Source organism: Rubricella aquisinus (assembly GCF_014199445.1).
Taxonomy (GTDB): Bacteria; Pseudomonadota; Alphaproteobacteria; order Rhodobacterales; family Rhodobacteraceae; genus Rubricella; species Rubricella aquisinus.
This window is the reverse complement of sequence record NZ_JACIJS010000005.1, coordinates 78,233-99,666: the sequence shown is the minus strand read 5'-3', so window position 1 is coordinate 99,666 and position 21,434 is coordinate 78,233. Positions and strand designations below refer to the sequence as shown.

Here is a 21,434-nt window from a genome sequence, read left to right as displayed (position 1 = left end):
TTGGCGCAACGTTCCCGCATGACGTGTATTCGGGATGGGTTACTCCCACTCGATGGTGCCGGGCGGTTTGGACGTGATGTCATAGGTCACGCGATTGATCCCGCGCACCTCATTGATGATCCGGCTCGCCGTTTCGCCAAGGAATTCATGGGAGAACGGATAGTAATCCGCTGTCATCCCATCCACGGACGTTACGGCCCGCAGCGCACAGACGAAATCATAGGTCCGCCCATCGCCCATTACACCCACGGTGCGCACCGGCAACAGAACGGCAAAGGCCTGCCAAATCTCGTCATAAAGCCCATGCTTGCGGATCTGATCGAGGTAGACCGCATCCGCCTTGCGCAGGATATCGAGCTTTTCACGGGTGATCCCACCGGGGCAACGGATGGCAAGGCCCGGTCCGGGGAAGGGGTGCCGCCCGACAAACGCCTCAGGCAGGCCCAATTCGCGGCCAAGCGCGCGGACCTCATCCTTGAACAATTCGCGCAGCGGCTCCACGAGTTTCATGTCCATCCGCTCGGGCAGGCCGCCGACATTATGGTGGCTCTTGATCGTGACGGATGGCCCGCCGGAAAAGCTGACGCTTTCGATCACATCAGGATAGAGGGTGCCTTGTGCGAGGAACTTGGCCCCGCCGATGGATTTGGCATGTTTCTCAAACACTTCGATAAAAAGACGCCCAATAATTTTGCGCTTTTTCTCTGGATCGTCCTGCCCCTCAAGCGCGTCTATGAACAGATCGGCCTCATCCGCGTGAATGAGCGGGATGTTGTAGTGATCGCGGAACAGCGTCACGACCTCATCCGCCTCATTCGCGCGCATCAGGCCGTGGTCCACAAACACGCAAGTAAGCTGATCGCCAATGGCCTCATGAATCAGAACGGCAGCAACAGAACTGTCCACGCCGCCCGACAAGCCACAGATCACCTGCTCATCGCCAACCTGTTCGCGGATCAGGCGGATCGCCTCTTCCTTATAGGCGGCCATGGTCCAGTCGCCAGTGAACCCGGCAAGCTGGGTGAATTTGCGGAACAGGCCCGCGCCGTTTGGGGTGTGATGCACTTCAGGGTGGAACTGCACCGCATAAAAATGCCGCGACGGATCCGCCACAATGGCAAAGGGCGCGTTGGGCGAGGTGCCATAGACCTCAAAACCGGGGGCAAGGGCTGTCACGCGGTCGCCGTGGGACATCCAGACCTGCTCCGGCCCGGTGGCAAACCAGCCATCCAGAAGGTCGAGATCATTTGACTGGGTGACAAAGGCGCGGCCAAATTCGGCGTGGTGGCCTGCCTCAACCTTACCGCCCAACTGCTCCATCATCACCTGCTGGCCATAGCAGATGCCAAGCACCGGCACGCCGAGCGTAAACACCTCTTGCGGGGCGCGCGGGCTGTCCGGGTCGGTCACGCTGGCAGGGCCGCCCGACAGGATCACGGCCTTGGGGCCGAATTCGGTCAGGAAAGCCGCGGTGACGTTCTGAAACGGGTGGATTTCGCAGTAGATATTGGCCTCCCGCAAACGGCGCGCGATCAACTGCGTCACCTGGGAGCCGAAATCAACGATGAGGAGGCGGTCATGGTCATGTATCTGCATGGCCGGGCTTTACCCCCACTGGTGGATTCGTGCAATGGCCGAGGCAGCGTTGTCCCCCGCATGTCGTATTTCGCTGGCAATAGTCGCAATCCTCTCCGGTTTCGCGCCGCCCGGCGCTATTGTCGGCGCCAACAAGAATACTGCACGGAGTGGCGGCAATGGATGCGATGGAACCAAGGGCAGAACGGCGCGGTCGGCGCAGCGGGGGTGGGGCTGCGCGGCGCGCGGAGCGCACGACGCACCGCATTGATTGTGCACCGGTGATCCAACGGAACATTCCCAATTACGACATGCTCTCCGACGCAGCGCTGGAGATCATCGAGGCCAACGCCGAAACGGTGTTGGAGGAGGTGGGCGTTGCCTTTGTCGACAATCCCGAGGCGCTGGATCGCTGGCGCGCGGCGGGTGCCACCGTGCTGGGGGAGCGGGTGCATATCCCGCGCGGTCTGGCGCGCAAACTATGTGAAACCGCGCCCGCGTCCTTTACCCAATATGCGCGCAACCCGGACCGGAACGTGGAGATTGGCGGCAAGTCGCTCGTGCTCGCCCCGGTCTATGGCCCGCCTTTCGTGCGCGACCTTGATGGGGGCCGCCGCTATGCCACGATGGAAGATTTCCGCAAATTCGTGAAGCTCGGCTATATGTCGAAATGGCTGCACCATTCAGGCGGCACCGTCTGCGAGCCGACGGATGTGGCGGTGAACAAACGGCACCTCGACATGCTTGAGGCGCATATGACCCTGTCGGACAAGCCGTTCATGGGCTCTGTCACCGATCCGGTGCGCGCGCGGGATTCGGTCGAGATGTGCAAGATCCTCTTTCAGGAAGAGGAGTTGAGCCGCCCCTATATGATCTCGCTGATCAACGTGAACTCTCCGTTGACGTTCGATTCCGTGATGATGGGTGCGCTTGAGGTCTATGCAGAGGCCGGGCAGGCCTGCATCGTGTCGCCCTTTATCGTGGGCGGCGCGATGGCGCCGGTGTCCGTCACCGGCACGCTGACACAAGTGCTGGCAGAGGCGATGGCGGGTATCGCCTATTCTCAATTGGTCAAGCCGGGCGCGCCGGTTGTGTTCGGGGCTTTCGTGACCTCCATCGACATGAACTCTGGCGCGCCGACATTCGGTACGCCCGAAGCGTCCAAAATCCTTTATGGCGCGGGGCAGCTTGCGCGGCGGATGAACCTGCCGTTCCGGTCCGGTGGCGGGTTGTGCGGCTCCAAATTGCTGGATGCGCAGGCGGCCTATGAAACCTCCAACACGCTGAACGCGGCATTGCTGGGGGGCGTGAATTTCATGCTCCATGCCTGCGGCTGGCTGGAAGGGGGGCTTGTCGCCTCCTTCGAGAAATTCGTGATGGATGCCGATCAGTTGGGCGTGCTGCATTCGATTGCAGCTGGCGTCGATATCTCTGAAAACGGTCAGGCGATGGACGCGATCCGCGAGGTTGGCCCGGGGGGCCATTACCTTGGCTGCGCCCATACCCAAGCGAATTTCAAGGATGCGTTCTGGCGCACCGAAGTGCTTGATTACAAACCGTTCGAGACATGGGCCGATGAGGGATCACGGTCCTCCGCCGATCTGGCGGCGGCGCGGGTCCAGCATCTGCTGGAGCAATATATCGAACCAACCCTCGACCCGGCCATTGCCGGGGCGCTCGCTGAATATGTGGCGCGGCGCAAGGGCGAGGAACCCGACGCGTTCGGTTGATCAACCGGGGGCATTGGCCCCTTTGATCGCGAGGATCAGGGCGGCAAGGGCGCGGATATGCGTCTCTGCGCGATACCCTGCATTCTTGCGCTGGCGGGCCTGTTCCAAATCAGCCTCATTTGCCACGATCCGCGCAAGCGAGTGTTTTTGCGCGGCGGGCCGTTGCGCCTGAACAAGGCTGCGGGCCGCCATCACCAACAGACGGGGGCGGCGCAGGGCGGCGGGGGACTGCTCGGTTTGGGGAAGGGCGGGGATGTAGTGCTTCATGAACAATGGCTCCTCGGGTCAGGGTGAACGGGTCCGAGTGTGCCCCGCGCGCTGGGGGTGTTGCGTGATTTCGGTCTGCTGCGCGCGGTGTCAATTCGATTTGACAGGTGTCAACTTTGCTTAAGTTATTCGTAACGATTGGCTACTAAAACAATTTTACTAAATTTGTTTTTGTGAAAGCCTGACGTGTGACGACCCCTGCTTCCCCCCACCTTCCGTCCTCCCTTGCGCAAGCAACCGAGTGCTATATCGCCCATGTTTTATTGGGCATTCCGATCCGGGGGCTGGCGCGCGCGATTGGCGTGCATGCCTCCACGATCTCCCGCCGAATCCAGCGGATCGAAGCAGAGCGTGATGATCATCTCATTGATGGCGGCCTCAGCCGCTATGGCGCGCAAACCCCTCTCAACAAGACCGACCTTTCCCATCAGGAGATCTGTGACATGGTGACCAAGACCCGGACGAAATCGACCCCCGACGAAACGCTGGTCCGTAAGGAAGCCAAGCGGATCCTGCGGCGTCTGTCGGAAACAGGCGCCTTTCTAGCGGTCTCACCGGGTATGGAAAATGCCGTGGTGCTGAAGGCCGCGGGGCAGGCGCGCCCGTTGCGGATCGGGGTGCTGGAGACCCGCATCGCGGAGGCTTTCGCGCTCAATGAATGGATTTCCTGCACCAGCAAGGGTCGCGTTCTGCAATACAAGATCACCTCGGTCGGGCGCGCGGCGCTCAAGCGGATGTTGGCAGAGGATGACCGCGCCCGTGTGGCGCGCAAGGATGATGCCTTCACCGCGCAACACAGCACCCTGTCGGATGTGGTGATGAAGGACGCGGCGGGCCATGATCAGAAACACCGCATCAATCTGACCGAAAGCCCCCTTGGCGCGCTTGCTCGCCGGGTGGGTAAAGCAGGTGATCCGTTCCTCAGCATGGAGGAGGTCGCCGCCGGGGAGATGCTGCGTGATGACTTCGAGCGGGCGCAGATGGGTCCGCGTGTGGCGCAGAATTGGGAACGGTTCCTAACCGTCGCCACGCCGGGCAGTGCGGCGCAGGGCGGCAACACGCTCTCTGGCCCCGTCGCCGCGCGGGAGGCTGTGGGCAACGCCCTGTCCGCGCTTGGGCCGGGGCTGTCGGATATTGCGCTGCGCTGCTGCTGCTTTCTGGAAGGGATGGAGACAGCTGAAAAGCGCCTCGGTTGGTCCGCCCGGTCCGGCAAAGTGGTGCTGAAATCGCGCTCGGCCGTTTGGCCACCCATTACGGCAACCGTATGCCGGGCTAGGCCTGCGACAAAGGGAAATGTTGCGGCGCACAACTTTGCGCGTTATATTGGTGCATCGCAACATTTCCGATTGGACGGACCCATGATGCACATGATGACTTTCGACGCGGCCGCCCTGTTGCCGCAAAAGGACGAAACCCTGCTGGAATACTGGCTGAGCTTTGCGCCAGTGGCCCCGCTGATGGGTGTGGCCTATCGCCCGGCGAAACTCTGGTCGCTCCAGTCCGACGCGCCCGCCGTGAGCGCCCCGATGCCAGCAGCCACCACGCGGGTGAAAGACCCGGTGGAAGAAGCCGAAGTCGTGGCGAAGGAGACGGCTGAAGCCGTCGCGGAAACCGTCGCCGCACCCGCACCCGCCCCCGACGCTGCGCCAGAAGCAGCGCCCGCACCAACCGCCGCTGACAGCGACCTGACCCGGATCAAGGGGATCGGGGCGAAGCTTCAGGCGGAATTGAACACGCTTGGCCTGTTCACCGTCGCCCAGCTTGCCGAATATACGGACGCACAGATCGCGGCGCTGAGCGAAGGGATGACCTCCTTCAAGGATCGCCCCCTTCGTGACGCATGGGTTGCGCAGGCAAAAGAGCTGATTGGCTGATCTAAAGGCCCGAAGCAGTGCTCCGCTTCGGGCGACACGCGATCACGCTGCGGCGATGATCGCCCCGAAATCGGCGGCCTTCAGTGATGCGCCGCCGACCAAACCGCCATTTACGGTCTCAATGGCGAGAATCTCCGCCGCATTGCCCGGCTTCATCGACCCGCCATACAGCAGGCGCATCGCGTCCGACCCGGTCAGTTCTGCCGTTTTGGCGCGTAGGGCGTCGTGCATCTCCGCAATATCGTCGAGCGTTGGGGTGCGGCCGGTGCCGATGGCCCAAACAGGCTCATAGGCGATAACGGTGTTCTCCGCCGTGGCCCCGTCGGGCATGGACGCTGCGGTCTGGCCCAACACGACGTCAAGTGCGCGGCCCGCGTCACGCTCCGCCTCTGTCTCTCCCACGCAGACGATTGCGATGAGGCCCGCGCGGTGGGCGGCTTCCGCCTTTGCCTTGACCTGAGCGTCGGTTTCAGCGTGATCGGTGCGCCGCTCGGAATGGCCGACGATGACAGCAGCACCCCCGGCATCCGCGATCATTTCAGCAGCGATATCACCAGTATGCGCGCCCGAGGCAGCAGCATGGCAATCCTGCCCACCGACCATAATGGGCCCCGCGACCTCCGCCATGGCGGCGATCAGGGTTGCGGGCGGGCACAAAAGGATGTCGCAATTTGGTGCGGACAAACCGTCACGCAGGGCCGTCACCTCGGCAAGGGCCGCGTTCAGCCCGTTCATTTTCCAGTTTCCAGCGATCAGCGTGCGGGGCGCGGCCATGATGCGTCCTTTCGGTAGGGTGGGTTTGCCCTGTTAAACCGAGTGCCGCGGATAAGCGCAAGCCCGTCAGGGTCGCAGCTTGACCGCTGTGCCGGAGGCCACGAGGAAGAGCATCCCGCCACCGCCCTGAAACTCCGAATAATCAAGATCAACACCGACCACCGCATCCGCGCCCATCGCGGCGGCCCGTTGGCGCAATTCGCGCAGGCAATCCTGCCGCGCCTCGATCAACACATTCTCGGTCGTGGTCGACCGCCCGCCAAAAATATCGGTGATGGAGGCAAAGGTGTCGCGGATGATGTTCATCCCCTGCACGCTTTCGGCAGTGACGATGTCAATCACCCGCTCAATCTCACGCCCGGGGATGGTGGGCGTGGTGGTCAGAATGATGTCATGCATCCTGATCGGCAAACTTGATCGATTCGCCGCAGCCGCAGGCATCGACGACATTGGGATTGCGGAACTCGAACCCGCTTTCCAGAAGCGTGGTTTTATAGTCGATCTCTGTTCCGAACAGGAACATCTGCGCCATGGGGGCGATCATGACGCGCGCGCCATCCTGCTCCACCACCTCATCCAGCGGGTCGATGCTGTCCACATAATCCATGGTGTATTCCATGCCCGCGCAGCCGCCCTTTTTCACGCCGATGCGCAGGCCGGATTTGCCGCCATGCTCCATGAGCTTGCGAATCTGCGTCGCCGCCTTGTCCGTCATGGTGACGGCCTGTTTGCCGGGGATGGAGAACATGTCTCGCCTCATTCCTATTTCCTGACAAAAAGATAAGGCTTTTACCCCGAAAGGACAAGAGAAGCTCCGTTGCGCGGAACGAAACACTGCGGCATCATTGGGCGCAGAATGACATTGGCCAATCAAATCGCTGACCTGATCGACGCGCTTGCTCCGATCCCGCCCACGCCAGATGGCTGGGCGCAGGCGATGGAGGTTCTCGCGCGCTATGGCGTGACGGCGGTCAATCTGGGGGATGCGGTCACACAAACCGGTGAAATCCTTTGGATGCGCAGTTCAATGCAGGACCAGTGGCTTTCCGATTATGTGGGAGAGGGCTTTTACGAGGTGGACCCGGTCGTGGCCGGCCTGCGGGAGGGTGCATCCTCGATGGAGATGGCGCTCGGTCAGATGGCGCGGGACACGGCGGAGGATCGGCGCGCTTGGGAATTGGATCACGGGATGCGGGCCGCTGGATATGCCACGATCTTTTGCCAACCATTTGCCGGCCCGAAAGAGGGCGTCGGGCGGCTGGTGAACCTGACCTCGGACCTGTCGCGCGATGACTTCCTTGCGGGCGATCAGGACGTGATTTTGCGCACGGCAATGGCGCTTCTTGCCGGAAAGTTTGGCCCTGGGCATCTGGGGGACGCGGGTGCGGCCGATACGCTGCTTTACGCCACGCAGGACGGTTTGGCGAAAGTGGAGCGGTTGTCGGATCGGGAGCGTGATGTGCTGCGCCTGCTGGCGCTGGGTCACATGAATGCGCGGATTGCTGACCTTTTGCAGATTGCGGAGGTGACCGTCCGGGCGCATCTGAAATCCGCGCGGCGCAAACTGGGTGCTGCCACACGGGAGCAGGCTTTGGCCATCGCGATGGCGCGGGGGCTGATCACGCTTTAGCGATCACCCGCGCGGGATTGCCCACCGCCGTGGCCCCTGCGGGCACGTCGCGCGTGACCACGGCCCCGGCACCGATCACCGCATCATCGCCAATGGTCACACCGGGCAGGAGGATCGCGCCGCCCCCGATCCAGACATTGCAGCCAATGGTGACCGGTTTGCCATTCTCCAACCCCTTGTCGCGGCTGTCCGCATCGCGCGGGTGGTCGGCGGCATAGATCTGCACCTGCGGCCCGATCTGTGTTTTGTCGCCAATCGTGATCGGACACACATCCAAAAGCACACAGCCATAGTTGAAAAACACCTCAGTCCCGAGGTGTATATTATAGCCATAATCCACAAAGAACGGCGCGCGGATCGCGCAATCTGGCCCGCGACTGCCCAAAAGCGCGTCGAGGATGGGTGCGCGCAGAGCGCCGTCGCTGACAATCGTAGCGTTATAGTCCCGCATCAAAGATTGCGCACGCGCCCGATCCGCGACGAGTTCAGGATCGCCGGGGCGATACAGCGCGCCCGCGATCATCTTCTCTTTTTCGGTCATGGCGGGTTGGCTCACATGAAGCCGAGTTCGAGACGGGCCTCATCGCTGAGCATTTCCATGCCCCAGGGCGGCTCCCAAACGAGTTCTACGTTCACGGTTTTGACGCCGGGAAGCGGCTCGATCGCGTCAGCGACCCAGCCGGGCATTTCCCCTGCCACAGGGCAGCCGGGTGCAGTCAGTGTCATGATCACGCCGACATTGCTTTCGGCATCAATATCAATGGTATAGACCAGCCCAAGGTCATAGATGTTTACAGGAATTTCGGGGTCATGCACCGTCCGACAGGCCGCAACCACATCCTCATAAAGCGGATGATCGGTGCTGGATGGTTGGATGAGGGGCGCGCCCTCCATCGGGCTGTCTGCGGTCATGGCTTTGCTCCGGCTCGTATTCCTGAGTGAACATATAGGTTTTATGTCGCCAGCCGTAAAGAGAGGCTGGGCAATCCTCTCATCCGTGTTGAGAGATGCGTGCTGCCGCACGGGCGAGGTATTTATAGAAAGAAGACTGCACGGGGCTGCACCTTGTGACAGATCGGACGAGCGGATATGCCCCGGTTGAGATCAGCGAGGGCATGGAATGATAAAACGGTTTTCATTCAGCATTCACGGCAAAGATGGCGCGGCGCGCACCGGCGTGGTGCACACAGCGCGGGGCGATATCCGCACACCCGCTTTCATGCCCGTGGGCACGGCGGCAACCGTCAAGGCGATGATGCCCGAAAGCGTGCGCGCGACCGGGGCCGATATCCTCTTGGGCAACACCTATCATCTGATGTTGCGCCCCGGGGCGGAGCGGATGGCGCGGTTGGGCGGATTGCACGCCTTCATGAACTGGGACCGCCCGATCCTCACCGATTCCGGCGGCTTTCAGGTGATGAGCCTGACATCCTTGCGCAAGCTCACCGAAAAAGGGGTCGAGTTTCGCTCCCATGTGGATGGCTCGAAACATATGCTTAGCCCGGAACGGTCGATGGAGATACAGCGGCTTTTGGGCTCTGACATCGTGATGTGTTTTGACGAATGTCCGGCCCTGCCCGCGGATCGCACCCGGATCGAGGAGAGCATGCAGCTTTCCATGCGCTGGGCCGAACGGTCGAAAGAGGCGTTCGGAGATCGGCCCGGGCATGCGCTTTTTGGGATCCAGCAGGGCGGGCTGGAGCAGGATTTGCGCGGTGAAAGTGCAGCGACCCTGCAAAAGATCGGCTTTGACGGTTACGCGATTGGCGGGCTTGCTGTGGGGGAGGGGCAAGAGGCGATGTTCGGCGTGCTGGATTATGCGCCCGGCCAACTGCCCCAAGACAAGCCGCGCTATCTGATGGGTGTGGGCAAACCGGATGACATCGTGGGCGCGGTGCAACGCGGGGTCGATATGTTTGACTGCGTTCTGCCCAGCCGGTCCGGCCGGACCGGGCAGGCGCTGACCCGGCGGGGTGCGATCAACATCAAGAACGCGCGCCACGCGGAGGATCCGCGCCCGCTTGATCCCGATTGCACCTGCCCGGCCTGCACGAATTATTCCCGCGCCTATCTGCACCATGTGTTCAAAGCGCAGGAGATCATCTCCTCCATGCTGCTGACATGGCACAATCTGCACTATTATCAGGAATTGATGGCTGGTCTGCGGGGCGCGATTGCGGCGGGCGCGCTGGATGCCTTCGTCGCGGAGTTCCACGCGCAGCGGGCGGCGGGGGATTTCGAGCCGGTTTAGGGCCTATCTGCTTGCAGGCCTCTTGATCCTTCGCCACCATGCGAGGTGACGTCGCTTGACACCCCGGACGGGCGACCCCACCTGATACCTCCATGATGAGGGGATGCGGGGCTGCCGATTGCGGGGCCGGGCATCCTGCTAGGATAAGGACCAAATACATGAGTGAGAGCAGTCAAACCTTCCCCGTGCTGCCATTGCGCGACATTGTCGTGTTTCCCCAGATGGTCGTGCCGCTGTTTGTCGGGCGCGAGAAATCTGTGAAGGCGCTGGAGGAAGTGATGCGCGCGGACAAGCAGATCCTGCTTGCCTCCCAACGCGATCCGGGCGCGGATGATCCCAAGGTTGATGAGATTTACCATTTCGGCGTGCTGGCCAATGTGCTGCAACTGCTGAAATTGCCCGATGGCACCGTGAAAGTGCTGGTGGAGGGCAAACAGCGCGCGCAGATCACCGATTTTGTCGAGAATGACGCCTATTTCGAGGCCCACGCGACCCTGATCGAAGAAGCGCCCGTCGATCCCGCGACGGTGGAGGCTTTGGCGCGCGCCGTGCGCACCGATTTTGAACCCTATGCAAAGCTGAACAGCAGCATCCCCGATGAAGTCATCTCTGCGGTGGCGGAGATTGAGGACGCGGCCAAGCTCGCCGATACGATCGCAGGCCACCTCAATGCCAAGATCGCGGAAAAGCAGCAGATCCTTGAAGAAGCCGACCTCGCGGAGCGGCTGGAGAAAATCTATGGCCTGATGCAGGGCGAAATCTCCGTCCTGCGGGTGGAGAAAAAGATCAAATCCCGCGTCAAGAACCAGATGGAGCGCACCCAGCGCGAATATTACCTGAATGAGCAGATGAAGGCCATTCAGAAGGAGCTTGGCGATGGGGAAGGCGGGGAGGATGTCGCCGCCGAATACGAGGCCAAGATTGCGGAGACGAAATTCTCCAAGGAAGCCCGCGAAAAGGCCGAGGCCGAGCTGAAAAAGCTCAAAAACATGTCGCCCATGTCGGCTGAGGCCACCGTGGTGCGCAACTATCTCGATTGGATGCTGGCGATCCCGTGGGGCACGAAATCGCGCGTGAAGAAAGACCTCAACAAGGCGCAGGCGGTGCTCGATGCCGATCACTATGGCCTTGAAAAGGTGAAGGAACGCATCGTCGAATACCTTGCCGTGCAGCAGCGTTCCACCAAGCTGAAAGGCCCGATCATGTGCCTTGTCGGTCCGCCGGGTGTGGGTAAGACCAGCCTTGGCAAATCCGTGGCGAAAGCGACGGGGCGCGAATTTATCCGCATCTCCCTTGGCGGTGTGCGCGATGAAGCCGAAATTCGGGGTCACCGGCGCACCTATATCGGCTCCATGCCGGGTAAGATCATTCAGGCGCTGAAAAAGGCGAAAACGACCAATCCGCTGATCCTGCTCGATGAGATTGACAAGATGGGGCAGGATTTTCGGGGTGATCCGGCATCCGCGATGTTGGAAGTGCTCGACCCGGAACAGAACGCCACGTTCTCTGACCACTATTTGGAGGTCGAATATGACCTGTCGAACGTGATGTTCCTGACCACGGCGAATTCCTACAACATGCCCGGCCCGCTTCTGGACCGGATGGAGATCATTTCGCTCGCGGGCTACACCGAGGATGAAAAGGCGGAGATCGCCAAACAGCATCTGATCGGCAAACAGCGCAAAAACCACGGCCTGAAGGAAAAGGAATTTTCCATCACCGATGAGGCGCTGACCGCGGTGGTCCGTTTCTATACCCGTGAGGCGGGCGTGCGGAACCTTGAGCGCGAAATCGCAAAACTCGCGCGCAAGGCGGTCACCAAGATCGTCAAGAAAGAGGCGACAGCCGTGACGGTGACCGAGGACAGCCTGCCCGATATGCTCGGCGTCAAGCGGTTCAAATACGGTCTCGCGGAGGACGAGGATCAGGTCGGCGTGACGACCGGCTTGGCATGGACGGAAGTGGGCGGCGATCTGTTGTCCATCGAAGCGCTGCGCCTGCCGGGCAAGGGCCGGATGAAAACCACAGGAAAGCTCGGCGATGTGATGAAGGAATCCATCGACGCGGCAAGCTCCTATGTCCGCTCCAAGGCCCCGGAATTGGGCGTGACACCGCCCACATTCGAGAAGGTGGATATCCACGTCCACGTCCCCGAAGGGGCGACGCCAAAGGATGGCCCGAGTGCCGGGATCGCGATGGTCACCTCTATCGTGTCGGTGCTGACCCAAATTCCGGTGCGCCGCGATGTGGCTATGACCGGTGAGGTCACGCTGCGCGGCAACGTGCTGCCCATAGGCGGGTTGAAGGAAAAGCTGCTTGCGGCCTTGCGCGGCGGGATCAAGACGGTGTTGATCCCTAAGGATAACGTCAAGGATCTGGCGGATATCCCCGACAATGTGAAGGACGGGCTGGACCTGATCCCGGTCGCGTCGGTCACGGAGGTGCTGAAGGTCGCGCTGACCCGCGCACCGGAACCCGTAGACTGGACCGAGGAAATGGCGCTGGCTGCCGCCCAATCCGAGCCGGGCGCCCCGTCAGGGCAAATTGCACACTAACGTGACCGTCACGAAGACTCGCATCTCACGCGCCCCCGGTGTAAAACCCACTGGGGGCGTGATTTCATTTGCAAGAGGCAGAGTGTGACCGAAGCAGAACAGGACATCGTTGCAGATATCGAAGCCGACGCGGGGGAGGAGTCTTCTGTCCGTCGCAAGAAGGATATCGTCGATCATGTGTCGCAGGCCACGGGCCTGAAAAAGCGCGACGTGCGTGAGGCGCTTGATGCCGCGTTTGGGTATCTCCACAGCAGCCTGTTGGATGGGAAAGAGATTGCCTATCCCACCTTGGGCAAGATCAAGGTGCAGGTTCAGCGCGCCGATAGCGAGAACCCCAAAATGGTTTACCGCGTGGCTCTGAACAAAAACACCGTTCATGAGGATGATGGCGAAACGGCGCTTGATCCCGCTGAAAAGGACGCGTAAACGTCCCGCTCAGGGGCGGTTAGCTCAGCTGGTAGAGCAATTCGTTTACACCGAATGGGTCGGGGGTTCGAGCCCCTCACCGCCCACCATTTAACGCACTGAAAAATAGGCGTTTTATTTTGAAGCCAAACGCATGTACGAATTGGTTTCTGGTTCACTGAACCTATCGAAGTTCAAGATGTCTGCCGCGCCCTGTAAATGGCTCGGCATGAACCTGGCATAGGTCTTGTACGTGATGGCCGTGTTGGAGTGTCCGAGGAACTGCGACACCATCTCAATCGGGTGTCCTGCAGAGAGTAGGCGAACAGCAACCGTGTGCCTGATCTGGTGGATGTTTACTGCGTCCAGTTTCGCTCGCTTCAGGGCGCTGCGATATCCGGTTTTGATCGAATGGACCCGCTTGCCGGACCATTCCACGACGTGGCTGGTGAGGCGCGCGGGATAGGCCGTCTGCAGGGCTGCGCGGGCCATTTGGTTCATGGGAACCACGGCTCGGCCTTTTCGGGTGACGCCGTCTGGGAGCCGCAGATCAATCACGCCGCGCTCCATATCAACCCTGTCCCAAGTCAGATCTAGAATCGCGCTGACCCGTGCGCCGGTCGCCAAAAGCAGAATCACGGCCAGTTTGATGTGAGGCGAATTACATCCCTCGATCAGAGCACGCATCTGCGCATCGGTCATGGGCCTAACATCGCTGTCCGGTTTCGGGGGCATTTCTATGTGAGGTGCGAATGGGATCAGCCGTGTTTTCACAGCCCACCGCAGGGCACTCCGAAGATGCCCGAGTTCGGTATGGACGGTCCCGAGCTTTCGGCCCGATGAAACCCTTTCATGCCGATATCCTCGGCAGTCGTCGGTTGTGATTTGTTCTGGGTGGAATAGTCCAAATGTCGCCAGAACCGGCTTACCCGTTTGGCGCATTGTTCGGGCGGTGGGCTTGTCGCCCAAGTGCTCGACATAGGCCCACCAAATTGCCGCAACAGTGAGACCTTTCGGCCCGCCTGTTTCTTTCAGGTAGCGCGCACGGGCTTCTGGTTCTGCTTCCGCTCTGGTGCGTGCCTCAAGCTGATAACGCCGTCGTCTTCCTGATGGATCTGTCCAATAGACGCAGAATCCACCGCGCAGTCGTCCAATGTTGATTTGCATCGTTCATGCTCCATGACTTCGATGTACGGGATCCGAAACATGCGCCCGACTCGGAAGCCCCGTAAATCCCCGCGCTTCACCATTTGCCGGATCGTCTCAGAGGAGCAATGCCAGCGGCGCGCCAGGGTATCTGGTGTAAATGGCAGGTTTTCAGACATCACGAGAGCGCTCCTTCTCCTGTTGTGGCAGCAATTTCCATGCAGTTCTCCCGCACCAGCGCCTCGGCCAATTGTGGGCATACACTGTTGCCGCACATGCGGATTTGTTCGGTTTTAGTCAGGCACCGACCATCCGCGCCGCGTTCGATGATGTAGCTGTCGGGGAAGCCTTGGGCGCGGAACAGTTCGCGCGGTGTCAACATGCGCATTCCGATATTTACGATGGCAAAGGTCTGACCGTTGATCGTGACCGTCACCAGCCCAAACCGATCCCGCGACGTAACCTTGTGCATCGGTGCGTCCGCGCCACACGCAGGCAGGCCAGCATTACCCATCATCTGGCAGTGAGCCGTGGTTAACACCGTTATGCTCCACACCGTCGAGTAGGCGAAGCCTTTGGTTGGGTGGGTGTCATACATGGGCAAGCTTCACCTTCCACTCCAAGAGGTCGCGGTGGACAGCGACAAAAGGCCAGTCTGAGCCGCTTAGGTTTGCGCGAATGCGAAGCGTCTCAGCCTGATGTAGAAAGCCGATCCACGCCCAATTGACATCCGTGGTCGTGCCCCGCCCGGACATATGTAGCAACTCGCCCGTCTGCATATTGCGGAGGCGCACCTTGTCTCGTGCCAAAAGGTTCTGGATTGCACGGAGCTTAGGGTCAGCAAACTGCGTGGGCATAGCTAGCAACCTCGCTTGCGCCATTTGGCGCAAATCACGGACATCCCGCCGTCGTCGTCTTCGATCACGACGGCAATTCCGATGCAGTCTGGGCAATTGCCTTCATCGACAAGTTGAGGCGCACGCGCGAGGAGCTCGTGACCGCAATCATCAGAAGTTTTGGGTTCGCGCCAGCTGATCATTAGTTCATCCCCAGCGCTTCTTTATAAAGTTGCAGAACGGCTTCTTCTTCGGCGACCTCCTGCGGGTCTTTCTTGCGAAGGGCGATCAGCTTGCGCAGCACCTTGGTGTCGTAGCCACGCCCTTTGGCCTCGGCGAAGACTTCTTTCTGCTGATCGGCGATGTCCTTCTTTTCTGCGTCCAGGCGCTCGATCCGCTCGACAAAGGCGCGCAACTCCCCCGCTGTGACGCGGTATGAGCTGTCGGCGGCAGCATCAAAGTCGGGGTCCGGCTTAAGCGGCGGCTTGCCCTGCTTTCGGCGCAGCTCGTCCGTTGCGGCTTTCATCGCTTCGACCGTCGTATTGATGGAGGTTTCGCCCGCCTGAAGGGTCACAGTGTTGCTGCTCATTCGGACATCGCCTGTCGGGCTGTCCGTGCGATGGTGTCGCGCAGAGTATCGAGTTCGATGAACGCATCCGCCTGACGGCGCAATTCGTCGGATACCATCGGCGTGGCCGTCCGCAGGCTGGATATCAGCGTGATGCCGATCCCAAGATCCTGCAGGTAGTGAAGGAGGGGCAGAAAGTCGCGATTTCCGGTGCACAAAACAGCGTGACGGATCGCCGGGGCCAGTTTCATGGCGCTCACGGCAAGCTGAATGTCGGCACTCCCTCGGAGACGCCGGTTGCCGTCGTCATCCTCAAAAACGCGCGCGGGCGTCGTCGCAACGTGCCAGCCATTGTACTGCATCCAGTCCAGCAGCGGACGGATCGCGATATGGTCGTCGCCCTCGGCCATCTGTGTGAAATAGGAGGCGCGTAGCAGGCGGCCCTTCGCGCGCAAGGTTTCCAGCAGCCGTTTATAGTCGACGTCGAAATGAAGCGCGCGGGCGGTGTGGTGAAAGTTCGGGCCGTCGACAAACACCGCGAAAGGATCGTTCGGAAGAAGCATTGGTGGGGTCCAGTTCTATCGAGGTTGCGCTATGCGCCCGGCCCAAGCGTCGAAATCGGTGCGCATGGCCTGGAACGTCGCGACGGCGGTTGGATTGGAGTTGAGCGAGCGTCGGCTTTCGACGCCGCAGGTCCGGCGGATGTATTCGGCTGCTGCTGTGGCAGAGACCTCGACGTCGCGGCTGCGGGTCAACCCGAGCCGCACGGCGACAAACCGACGAAACTGGCGGTCATTGGGGAGCATCCCGGCCTGCTGAGACGCTGGAAGGCTATCAAAGCTGCGCACGGTGGCAGTGTTCACTTTCACGGTGGAGATGCCCATCAACCGCACTCCGCTTCAAACTGGCGGCGCAGGCCGTAGTCGCGCTTGATCCGATCCAATCGCTCGATGTCTGCACCGATGGGGCGAAGATCCAACTGGATACGCAGAACAGTCACGTTGTGCAGATCATGCTGAGAGGCCAGCGCACAGCGTGCGAGCGTCTGGATATCCGCTTGCAGATTACCGCCGTTTAAGAGGACGACTTTCGTCTCCGTGACGCCGTGCAATGTTGTGAAGGTGATCAACCACGATTGGTCGGGAAAGAGGTTTCGCGGGGCACAGGGTTTCCGGATCATGCTGCACCTGCCTGCGCTGCGTGTCCCAGCACCCGTTTGGCGAGACGCTTCCAATTTCCGATGGCCTCTTCCTCCGTGCCGCCAACCGCTGACACGTCATGGAGGTGCAATTCCCACAAATGGCTGTGTTCGCCGTTTGGCTGTGTGAAGGTGCCACAGCTTTCGATGACCTCGTTGCAGATCGCATCGAACTGGCCGGGTGCGCTGAGGTGATCCAGATTTGCCAGAAAGACGGGCAAGCGTTCGTGCATTCCGTTCATGCCGCGACCTCCCGCATCGAAATCAGGATTTCGGTTGCAGCGGTGCGATCACCGGGGTTCTTGGAATGGCGCAGGATATCACTGCATGCGGAAATGAGCGTGTCGTCGCGGACCGGTTGGCGCGACCGGATGATCTGATTGGCGCGGCGCAGGACGTCTTCGACATGCTTTGCGCGTGAGCGACGGCTTTGCTCCTCCCGCGCGGCGTCCCGCATACGATACTTCAGAAGCTCGGCGCTGATTTCCGGCAGAGCGGTGCCCAAAAGCGAGAGCGTCTCTGGGTCAAAGTTTCCACATTGGGCGGCGAAGTCAGGGGACGCCCACTTGGCCAGCATTTCGTCGCTGATCAGGGGTTTGGGGGTAATCGCGGTCAAGGCAGCCTCCATCGGTTTGATGGAGGTAAATGTGATGGGGGTAAATCCCCATGTCAACATAAAAGGGGGATTTTTCCCCATTTATTGGGGGTGGTGTGATTTATGCTGTATTCAATCTAAGCCAAAACCCCCACACTCGGTGGGGATTAACACGGACCTTGATCAGATATAATTTCTCCAGTGATGCTCCGAGACGATAGATATCGGTATTCCCTGACTTCGCCATTCCGCAGCCTGGATGATCTTGTTTCCGAACGAAGACTGTTTCCATGACGCAGTGGCATATTCTCCAATTACGAGGACGTTGGTCTTCTGTGCAAGGCTCCCTGTAGTGGCACCGTACTTCTGCACCGCTCTCTCGCATTCGGATCGCTTTCCAAAGGTGAAAGTACCTGTAAAACAATACCGTTGACCTTCAAAATCCAAGTTTGGCGCTGGGTCACACAGAGGAAGCGTTGTTGACTTGAATATCTCACCAGTCTCGAAATCGTTGGCTGACAGCGTGATGAGCGTATCTGTCAGGTCGCCACGTTCTTCTTCGTCAACAAATCCATCTGCATAGATATCGCGTATGCGTTCGAGCAGTTGGCCAATCATTGGGTTTGCGTGCGCTGCGTCGCTTGCAACGAGCCATTTGTGTAGAAACTCAATCTCCATATCGTTTAGTTCATTGTCGGCGACTAGTCCTCTCGCTAATCCGATAAGCTCAGTCATTTGCCTATCTGAGATCGCTTTTCCCGAAAACCTGCCGTTCCGCGCCATATCCTCTCTATCCATATCAATCATCCTACTGTTACTGCGAATTCACGTCCTAAATGCATCTTTATTGGTGCGGCCCATTTAAGCGCCATGTCGTATATCGGTGGTGTATCTGCGTGAAATGAGATTAGGTCGAAAAGCCCATCGGGCTGACCGCTGCGGCGGCGGATGAGTTTGACCCAGACCATGCCATTGGCGTCTTCAGTGACGCATCGTTTGCCTATCGCTTCTGTTGGAACACCAAGGGTATCACGGCTATAGAATAGTATATCCCCGTCTTCGTACGCGGGTTCCATGGAATTACCCTCAATCTCTACTGCAACGACACCATTTGGTGAGATTTGGGGTGGGCACGCGATACGGTAGAGGCCGCCACCTTTTGGGTAAGCATCGCAAAGCTCGACCTCTGCGCCAGCGCCAACTTTTCCGGCAACAGCGATGCTGGGTAGCGGTTCGTCATTGCGATGATAATGCCCATTCATACCGATGCGAATTATTTCATCTACAGAGCGGCCAATAGCTTGTGCAATTGAGTAGGCGTTCGAAACCTTTGGTGCGGAATTATTTCGAATAAGATCCCGAATTCCAGACTCGCCCATGCCAGCGGCCAAAGAGGTCGGCTTCATCTTTCGCCCCTCAGTTTCCATGATCATTTTGAGACCGCGCACGAATTCATTGAGCTGTTCATTTTCCATATGGGGATTTTGCCCCATCCAAGTAAGCCGTTCTATCGGGAAGTTTCCCTTGCATAAGTGGGGTAGTTTCCCCATATTGCGTCGCATGGAACAGTTCATCTCAGAAATTAGAGCTTTCTCGTCTCGGGCAGAGCGGTCGCCCCAGTCGGTGTTGCGCGCCGCAATTAATGCGAAATGGTCGACATGGGACGCGTGGGTTGATGGCAGTTCAAGCCCAACAATGGCAGTTGCAGATCGTGTGCGTAGCTACATGGCGGAGAATGAGCCGATGCGGGAAGTCGTCTGATGTCTTGCAGTCCGAAATCAATAACATGCGGGTGTTCTGTCACCCAAATAGGGGTTTGCACAGGAAACGAGGTTGCAGATGCCTGATTTCCGCAAAATCGTCCGTGCGAATATGAAGTCCCTCGTCGGTTGGTTTGGCTGCTATGACGCGGTGGCGGAAACCATCAACGCGCGCTGGGGTGACGGGGCCAGCAAGGGCACCGTGAGCAAGAAAGTCACCGGTATTCTGGATTGGACCGTGGCCGATGTGATCGCGCTCGAGGACGCCTCGAACCGCTATCCCGTGACCCGGCTGCTGGCCCGCCGCCTTGAGGATCGGCCCGCCGTTCAAGGCGGAAGCCTGTTAATGGACGGCAGCAGCATCGCCAAGGAAAGCGGAGAAGCCATCGCGGCCATCCTCGCCGCTGAACAAAGCAGCGGCGCGCACGAACGGGCGCAGGCGATCACGGAGATTGACGAAGCCATGCATGCGCTCCGTCAGGCCCGCACCCGGCTTGAATCGACCGGATCTGCGGAGGCGCATTCATGACCGCCGCGTCCACTCGCCGTTTCCCACGCGAACCAAATTGGGGGTGGTTGACGGCTACGTTTGTCGACGAAGGGGTGTTGCATGTTGAGCAGTCTTTGTCCGAGACGGCGATGCAGATCGGCTCGCGATTGGCCTATCTGGCGACGCCTTACACGCGCCTTGTGGTGGATGTTCGCGGCCAATTTGATCGCTACAAATCCTTGGACGTGGAACTGCGCACAGCGCGGTGGTCGCGGGCATTCGCGCTGCAGGGCGTGACGGTTGCGTCTCCGATTCTGACGGCTTGCTCAATCTGTCATGCGGACACCGAAAACGCCATTGATCCGCTGGATGATCCGTTTTGGGCGCGTTGGTGTCAGCCGATGCTGGAAGCCTGTGGCGCGATCGTCGTGCCGCCGATGGAGGGTTGGGCCGCTTCACGCGGTGTTTGGCGTGAGGTCAGTTGGGCGCTCCAGCATGATGTGCCTGTCTATCTGGTTGCCAAGGAAAACCCCGCCGCAGGAGCGGAAGTGCCGACATGAGGATGCACCCTGTGTTTTCAGCTTCAATCGACCGCGCTGTGCCCAGTCTTGAGCAAATTTGGCCGGAATTCGTGACGGGCAAATTTGCCGCTCTGAGCGCGATGAGAGAGGCGGGTGGGGCATGACCCTAGGCCTGACCCAACTCGACAATGCACTGGCAGTGCATTTCCGACCGGAACCATTTAGCAAAATTGCCCATCGCGAGCTAGAAGCATACCCGCTTTCTACGCCGGGGATTTGTTTCAACCCGAGTTGTTCCTGCTCGTTCGATATGTCGCGGAATTGGTCCCTTTATTGCAGTGACGCCTGCCGAAAAGTCGGTGATGCGGAGATGCGCCGGATCGGGCATAAGGCCGCGCCCGCACTGTTGGCATGGCGCATGGGAAAATATGAGAAAGAGGATGAGGCCCTGCGCGCATTGTCGCGAGCTGGACGGAACTATGTCGCGCGGCTCCAGGGCGAATGGTATCGCGACCGAATGGACCGCGTTCAGCGCAGCGGGTGGTCACGGTGACGGTCTTGCGCGCCATAAGCGGGCCGGTCGATTGGGATCATTTGCCGGAGTATCCCATAGATCCGGATCAGCGCTTGGACTCCCATGGCTTCTTGCAATGGGAGTTCCGTCGCTGGATGTCGTCTGACATGCGCTGGAACGGCACCCATGAGTGCAAATCGATGTGGTTTGAGCTGGTCAACATCGCGCATTCCGAAACACCGGTTGGCACGTTGCCATCCGACACCAAACGGCTGGCGAAGATGATCCAGCCCAATGTGGACCGCGACCATTTCGATACGCTTTGTGGTCTGCCTTATGGCCCATTGCATGGTTGGACCCACTGCCGCGTCGGTGATGCTGAAATCCGGCTGCAGCATCCTGTTGTGACGCGGATCGTCATCTCCGCCTTCGCGTCGCGGGCCAACCACGCGGCACGGGTTGAAGCCGCTTCCCTTGCTCGCCGCCTCAAACGGTTGACCGAAGACATCGCCGTCCTTGCGCCGCATTTGGCGAAGGACAGCCGGAAGGTTCGCTACGTGAACGCGGCTATCGATGAGCGTGTTACCGCGCGCGGTGGGGAGCGGCGCACGTCCGAAGACCTGCACCTCGCCATACAAGCTTGCATCGCACATGACCGGGCTGGGGGGTTCCCAAAAACGGACGATGATTAGTGTCCGCTAATGTCCGCTAACGTCTGGTTAGACACTAATGGACATTAGCGGAC

At 59.7% G+C, this 21,434-nt stretch carries 27 protein-coding genes and 1 tRNA gene; 10 read left to right on the top strand and 18 right to left on the bottom strand.

The window, feature by feature from the left end; all coding sequences use genetic code 11:
• Positions 1-39: 39 nt before the first annotated feature.
• Positions 40-1,596, bottom strand: a complete 1,557-nt coding sequence (gene guaA / locus FHS89_RS09100; RefSeq protein ID WP_184010856.1) for a glutamine-hydrolyzing GMP synthase — start codon at positions 1,594-1,596, stop codon at positions 40-42.
• Between the two features lie 167 nt (positions 1,597-1,763).
• On the opposite strand from guaA, the gene FHS89_RS09095 reads away from it, so the two are divergent.
• Positions 1,764-3,305, top strand: a complete 1,542-nt coding sequence (locus tag FHS89_RS09095; protein ID WP_184011290.1) for a trimethylamine methyltransferase family protein — start codon at positions 1,764-1,766, stop codon at positions 3,303-3,305.
• Here the strand turns inward: FHS89_RS09095 and FHS89_RS09090 are convergent, their stop codons facing one another.
• On the bottom strand, positions 3,306-3,572 hold the full coding sequence (locus tag FHS89_RS09090; RefSeq protein ID WP_184010854.1) for a DUF6477 family protein: 267 nt from the start codon (positions 3,570-3,572) through the stop codon (positions 3,306-3,308).
• 188 nt (positions 3,573-3,760) lie between these two features.
• Between FHS89_RS09090 and FHS89_RS16435 the strand changes: the two genes are divergently transcribed.
• Entirely contained in the window at positions 3,761-5,446 is a 1,686-nt protein-coding gene (locus tag FHS89_RS16435) for a DUF6456 domain-containing protein (protein ID WP_343051397.1), read from the top strand.
• A 42-nt stretch (positions 5,447-5,488) separates the two neighbouring features.
• On the opposite strand, the gene tpiA is transcribed toward FHS89_RS16435, so the two are convergent.
• The 3 genes from tpiA to FHS89_RS09065 form a co-directional block, all read right to left on the bottom strand.
• Positions 5,489-6,220 carry a triose-phosphate isomerase gene (gene tpiA / locus FHS89_RS09075; RefSeq protein WP_184010850.1) on the bottom strand — a complete coding sequence of 244 codons (732 nt, stop codon included), beginning with the start codon at positions 6,218-6,220 and terminating at the stop codon, positions 5,489-5,491.
• A gap of 66 nt (positions 6,221-6,286) precedes the next feature.
• Positions 6,287-6,619 (bottom strand): YbjQ family protein, encoded by a 333-nt coding sequence (locus FHS89_RS09070; RefSeq protein ID WP_221229353.1) that lies wholly within the window; start codon positions 6,617-6,619, stop codon positions 6,287-6,289.
• The gene (locus FHS89_RS09065) at positions 6,612-6,968 is read right to left on the bottom strand and encodes a HesB/IscA family protein (RefSeq protein ID WP_184011287.1); all 357 of its coding nucleotides are present in this window, start codon (positions 6,966-6,968) and stop codon (positions 6,612-6,614) included. The genes FHS89_RS09070 and FHS89_RS09065 overlap by 8 nt, the downstream gene beginning before the upstream one ends.
• A 108-nt stretch (positions 6,969-7,076) precedes the next feature.
• On the opposite strand from FHS89_RS09065, the gene FHS89_RS09060 reads away from it, so the two are divergent.
• Positions 7,077-7,850 (top strand): helix-turn-helix transcriptional regulator, encoded by a 774-nt coding sequence (locus FHS89_RS09060; RefSeq protein WP_184010848.1) that lies wholly within the window; start codon positions 7,077-7,079, stop codon positions 7,848-7,850.
• Here FHS89_RS09060 and FHS89_RS09055 read toward each other — a convergent pair.
• Together FHS89_RS09055 and FHS89_RS09050 are read right to left on the bottom strand one after the other, a co-directional pair.
• The gene (locus FHS89_RS09055; RefSeq protein ID WP_184010846.1) at positions 7,840-8,391 is read right to left on the bottom strand and encodes a sugar O-acetyltransferase; all 552 of its coding nucleotides are present in this window, start codon (positions 8,389-8,391) and stop codon (positions 7,840-7,842) included. The genes FHS89_RS09060 and FHS89_RS09055 overlap by 11 nt on opposite strands.
• A gap of 11 nt (positions 8,392-8,402) precedes the next feature.
• On the bottom strand, positions 8,403-8,762 hold the full coding sequence (locus FHS89_RS09050; RefSeq protein WP_184010844.1) for an SUF system Fe-S cluster assembly protein: 360 nt from the start codon (positions 8,760-8,762) through the stop codon (positions 8,403-8,405).
• A 208-nt stretch (positions 8,763-8,970) separates the two neighbouring features.
• Between FHS89_RS09050 and tgt the strand changes: the two genes are divergently transcribed.
• The 4 genes from tgt (at position 8,971) to FHS89_RS09030 (ending at position 13,171) form a co-directional block, all read left to right on the top strand.
• Positions 8,971-10,101, top strand: a complete 1,131-nt coding sequence (gene tgt / locus FHS89_RS09045) for a tRNA guanosine(34) transglycosylase Tgt (protein ID WP_184010842.1) — start codon at positions 8,971-8,973, stop codon at positions 10,099-10,101.
• Between the two features lie 158 nt (positions 10,102-10,259).
• Positions 10,260-12,656, top strand: coding sequence for an endopeptidase La (gene lon, locus FHS89_RS09040; RefSeq protein ID WP_184010840.1), 2,397 nt, complete (start codon positions 10,260-10,262; stop codon positions 12,654-12,656).
• Between the two features lie 84 nt (positions 12,657-12,740).
• Positions 12,741-13,082 (top strand): HU family DNA-binding protein, encoded by a 342-nt coding sequence (locus FHS89_RS09035; RefSeq protein ID WP_184010838.1) that lies wholly within the window; start codon positions 12,741-12,743, stop codon positions 13,080-13,082.
• Positions 13,083-13,095: 13 nt separating this feature from the next.
• Positions 13,096-13,171, top strand: a tRNA-Val gene (locus FHS89_RS09030).
• Between the two features lie 25 nt (positions 13,172-13,196).
• On the opposite strand, the gene FHS89_RS16260 is transcribed toward FHS89_RS09030, so the two are convergent.
• From FHS89_RS16260 to FHS89_RS08980, 11 genes are all read right to left on the bottom strand, one after another.
• Complete coding sequence (locus FHS89_RS16260) at positions 13,197-13,763, bottom strand: site-specific integrase (RefSeq protein ID WP_246413724.1); 567 nt, start codon at positions 13,761-13,763, stop codon at positions 13,197-13,199.
• Between the two features lie 329 nt (positions 13,764-14,092).
• Positions 14,093-14,386, bottom strand: a complete 294-nt coding sequence (locus tag FHS89_RS16255) for an excisionase family DNA-binding protein (protein ID WP_246413722.1) — start codon at positions 14,384-14,386, stop codon at positions 14,093-14,095.
• Positions 14,386-14,805: a DNA cytosine methyltransferase gene (locus FHS89_RS09020; RefSeq protein ID WP_184010834.1), complete on the bottom strand. Its 420-nt coding sequence runs from the start codon at positions 14,803-14,805 to the stop codon at positions 14,386-14,388. Before FHS89_RS09020 ends, FHS89_RS16255 begins: the two co-directional genes overlap by 1 nt.
• Before the next feature lie 440 nt (positions 14,806-15,245).
• Positions 15,246-15,548, bottom strand: coding sequence for a DUF2312 domain-containing protein (locus FHS89_RS09015; protein WP_281376683.1), 303 nt, complete (start codon positions 15,546-15,548; stop codon positions 15,246-15,248).
• A gap of 80 nt (positions 15,549-15,628) precedes the next feature.
• Positions 15,629-16,174 carry a LabA-like NYN domain-containing protein gene (locus FHS89_RS09010; RefSeq protein ID WP_184010832.1) on the bottom strand — a complete coding sequence of 182 codons (546 nt, stop codon included), beginning with the start codon at positions 16,172-16,174 and terminating at the stop codon, positions 15,629-15,631.
• A 15-nt stretch (positions 16,175-16,189) separates the two neighbouring features.
• Positions 16,190-16,504, bottom strand: a complete 315-nt coding sequence (locus tag FHS89_RS09005) for a hypothetical protein (RefSeq protein ID WP_425502785.1) — start codon at positions 16,502-16,504, stop codon at positions 16,190-16,192.
• Complete coding sequence (locus FHS89_RS09000; RefSeq protein WP_184010830.1) at positions 16,495-16,791, bottom strand: hypothetical protein; 297 nt, start codon at positions 16,789-16,791, stop codon at positions 16,495-16,497. Before FHS89_RS09000 ends, FHS89_RS09005 begins: the two co-directional genes overlap by 10 nt.
• Complete coding sequence (locus FHS89_RS08995; RefSeq protein ID WP_184010828.1) at positions 16,788-17,051, bottom strand: hypothetical protein; 264 nt, start codon at positions 17,049-17,051, stop codon at positions 16,788-16,790. Before FHS89_RS08995 ends, FHS89_RS09000 begins: the two co-directional genes overlap by 4 nt.
• Entirely contained in the window at positions 17,048-17,425 is a 378-nt protein-coding gene (locus FHS89_RS08990; protein ID WP_184010826.1) for a hypothetical protein, read from the bottom strand. The genes FHS89_RS08995 and FHS89_RS08990 overlap by 4 nt, the downstream gene beginning before the upstream one ends.
• A 162-nt stretch (positions 17,426-17,587) precedes the next feature.
• Complete coding sequence (locus FHS89_RS08985; protein WP_246413720.1) at positions 17,588-18,211, bottom strand: BRCT domain-containing protein; 624 nt, start codon at positions 18,209-18,211, stop codon at positions 17,588-17,590.
• The gene (locus tag FHS89_RS08980; RefSeq protein WP_246413718.1) at positions 18,208-18,879 is read right to left on the bottom strand and encodes a S24 family peptidase; all 672 of its coding nucleotides are present in this window, start codon (positions 18,877-18,879) and stop codon (positions 18,208-18,210) included. The genes FHS89_RS08985 and FHS89_RS08980 overlap by 4 nt, the downstream gene beginning before the upstream one ends.
• Positions 18,880-19,243: 364 nt before the next feature.
• On the opposite strand from FHS89_RS08980, the gene FHS89_RS08975 reads away from it, so the two are divergent.
• The 3 genes from FHS89_RS08975 (at position 19,244) to FHS89_RS08965 (ending at position 21,381) form a co-directional block, all read left to right on the top strand.
• Positions 19,244-19,693, top strand: coding sequence for a hypothetical protein (locus FHS89_RS08975; RefSeq protein ID WP_184010822.1), 450 nt, complete (start codon positions 19,244-19,246; stop codon positions 19,691-19,693).
• A gap of 47 nt (positions 19,694-19,740) precedes the next feature.
• Positions 19,741-20,214 carry a DUF1937 family protein gene (locus FHS89_RS08970; protein ID WP_184010820.1) on the top strand — a complete coding sequence of 158 codons (474 nt, stop codon included), beginning with the start codon at positions 19,741-19,743 and terminating at the stop codon, positions 20,212-20,214.
• Between the two features lie 501 nt (positions 20,215-20,715).
• The gene (locus FHS89_RS08965) at positions 20,716-21,381 is read left to right on the top strand and encodes a hypothetical protein (RefSeq protein WP_343051390.1); all 666 of its coding nucleotides are present in this window, start codon (positions 20,716-20,718) and stop codon (positions 21,379-21,381) included.
• Positions 21,382-21,434: the final 53 nt, after the last annotated feature.

Bases quoted from the DNA above. Each gene is read 5' to 3' on its own strand.
- guaA (WP_184010856.1), bottom strand. From the start codon at position 1,596: ATGCAGATACATGACCATGACCGCCTCCTCATCGTTGATTTCGGCTCC.
- FHS89_RS09095 (WP_184011290.1), top strand. From the start codon at position 1,764: ATGGAACCAAGGGCAGAACGGCGCGGTCGGCGCAGCGGGGGTGGGGCT.
- FHS89_RS09090 (WP_184010854.1), bottom strand. From the start codon at position 3,572: ATGAAGCACTACATCCCCGCCCTTCCCCAAACCGAGCAGTCCCCCGCC.
- tpiA (WP_184010850.1), bottom strand. From the start codon at position 6,220: ATGGCCGCGCCCCGCACGCTGATCGCTGGAAACTGGAAAATGAACGGG.
- FHS89_RS09070 (WP_221229353.1), bottom strand. From the start codon at position 6,619: ATGCATGACATCATTCTGACCACCACGCCCACCATCCCCGGGCGTGAG.
- FHS89_RS09065 (WP_184011287.1), bottom strand. From the start codon at position 6,968: ATGTTCTCCATCCCCGGCAAACAGGCCGTCACCATGACGGACAAGGCG.
- FHS89_RS09060 (WP_184010848.1), top strand. From the start codon at position 7,077: ATGACATTGGCCAATCAAATCGCTGACCTGATCGACGCGCTTGCTCCG.
- FHS89_RS09055 (WP_184010846.1), bottom strand. From the start codon at position 8,391: ATGACCGAAAAAGAGAAGATGATCGCGGGCGCGCTGTATCGCCCCGGC.
- FHS89_RS09050 (WP_184010844.1), bottom strand. From the start codon at position 8,762: ATGACCGCAGACAGCCCGATGGAGGGCGCGCCCCTCATCCAACCATCC.
- tgt (WP_184010842.1), top strand. From the start codon at position 8,971: ATGATAAAACGGTTTTCATTCAGCATTCACGGCAAAGATGGCGCGGCG.
- lon (WP_184010840.1), top strand. From the start codon at position 10,260: ATGAGTGAGAGCAGTCAAACCTTCCCCGTGCTGCCATTGCGCGACATT.
- FHS89_RS16260 (WP_246413724.1), bottom strand. From the start codon at position 13,763: ATGACCGATGCGCAGATGCGTGCTCTGATCGAGGGATGTAATTCGCCT.
- FHS89_RS16255 (WP_246413722.1), bottom strand. From the start codon at position 14,386: ATGTCTGAAAACCTGCCATTTACACCAGATACCCTGGCGCGCCGCTGG.
- FHS89_RS09020 (WP_184010834.1), bottom strand. From the start codon at position 14,805: ATGTATGACACCCACCCAACCAAAGGCTTCGCCTACTCGACGGTGTGG.
- FHS89_RS09010 (WP_184010832.1), bottom strand. From the start codon at position 16,174: ATGCTTCTTCCGAACGATCCTTTCGCGGTGTTTGTCGACGGCCCGAAC.
- FHS89_RS09000 (WP_184010830.1), bottom strand. From the start codon at position 16,791: ATGATCCGGAAACCCTGTGCCCCGCGAAACCTCTTTCCCGACCAATCG.
- FHS89_RS08995 (WP_184010828.1), bottom strand. From the start codon at position 17,051: ATGAACGGAATGCACGAACGCTTGCCCGTCTTTCTGGCAAATCTGGAT.
- FHS89_RS08985 (WP_246413720.1), bottom strand. From the start codon at position 18,211: ATGATTGATATGGATAGAGAGGATATGGCGCGGAACGGCAGGTTTTCG.
- FHS89_RS08980 (WP_246413718.1), bottom strand. From the start codon at position 18,879: ATGGAAAATGAACAGCTCAATGAATTCGTGCGCGGTCTCAAAATGATC.
- FHS89_RS08975 (WP_184010822.1), top strand. From the start codon at position 19,244: ATGCCTGATTTCCGCAAAATCGTCCGTGCGAATATGAAGTCCCTCGTC.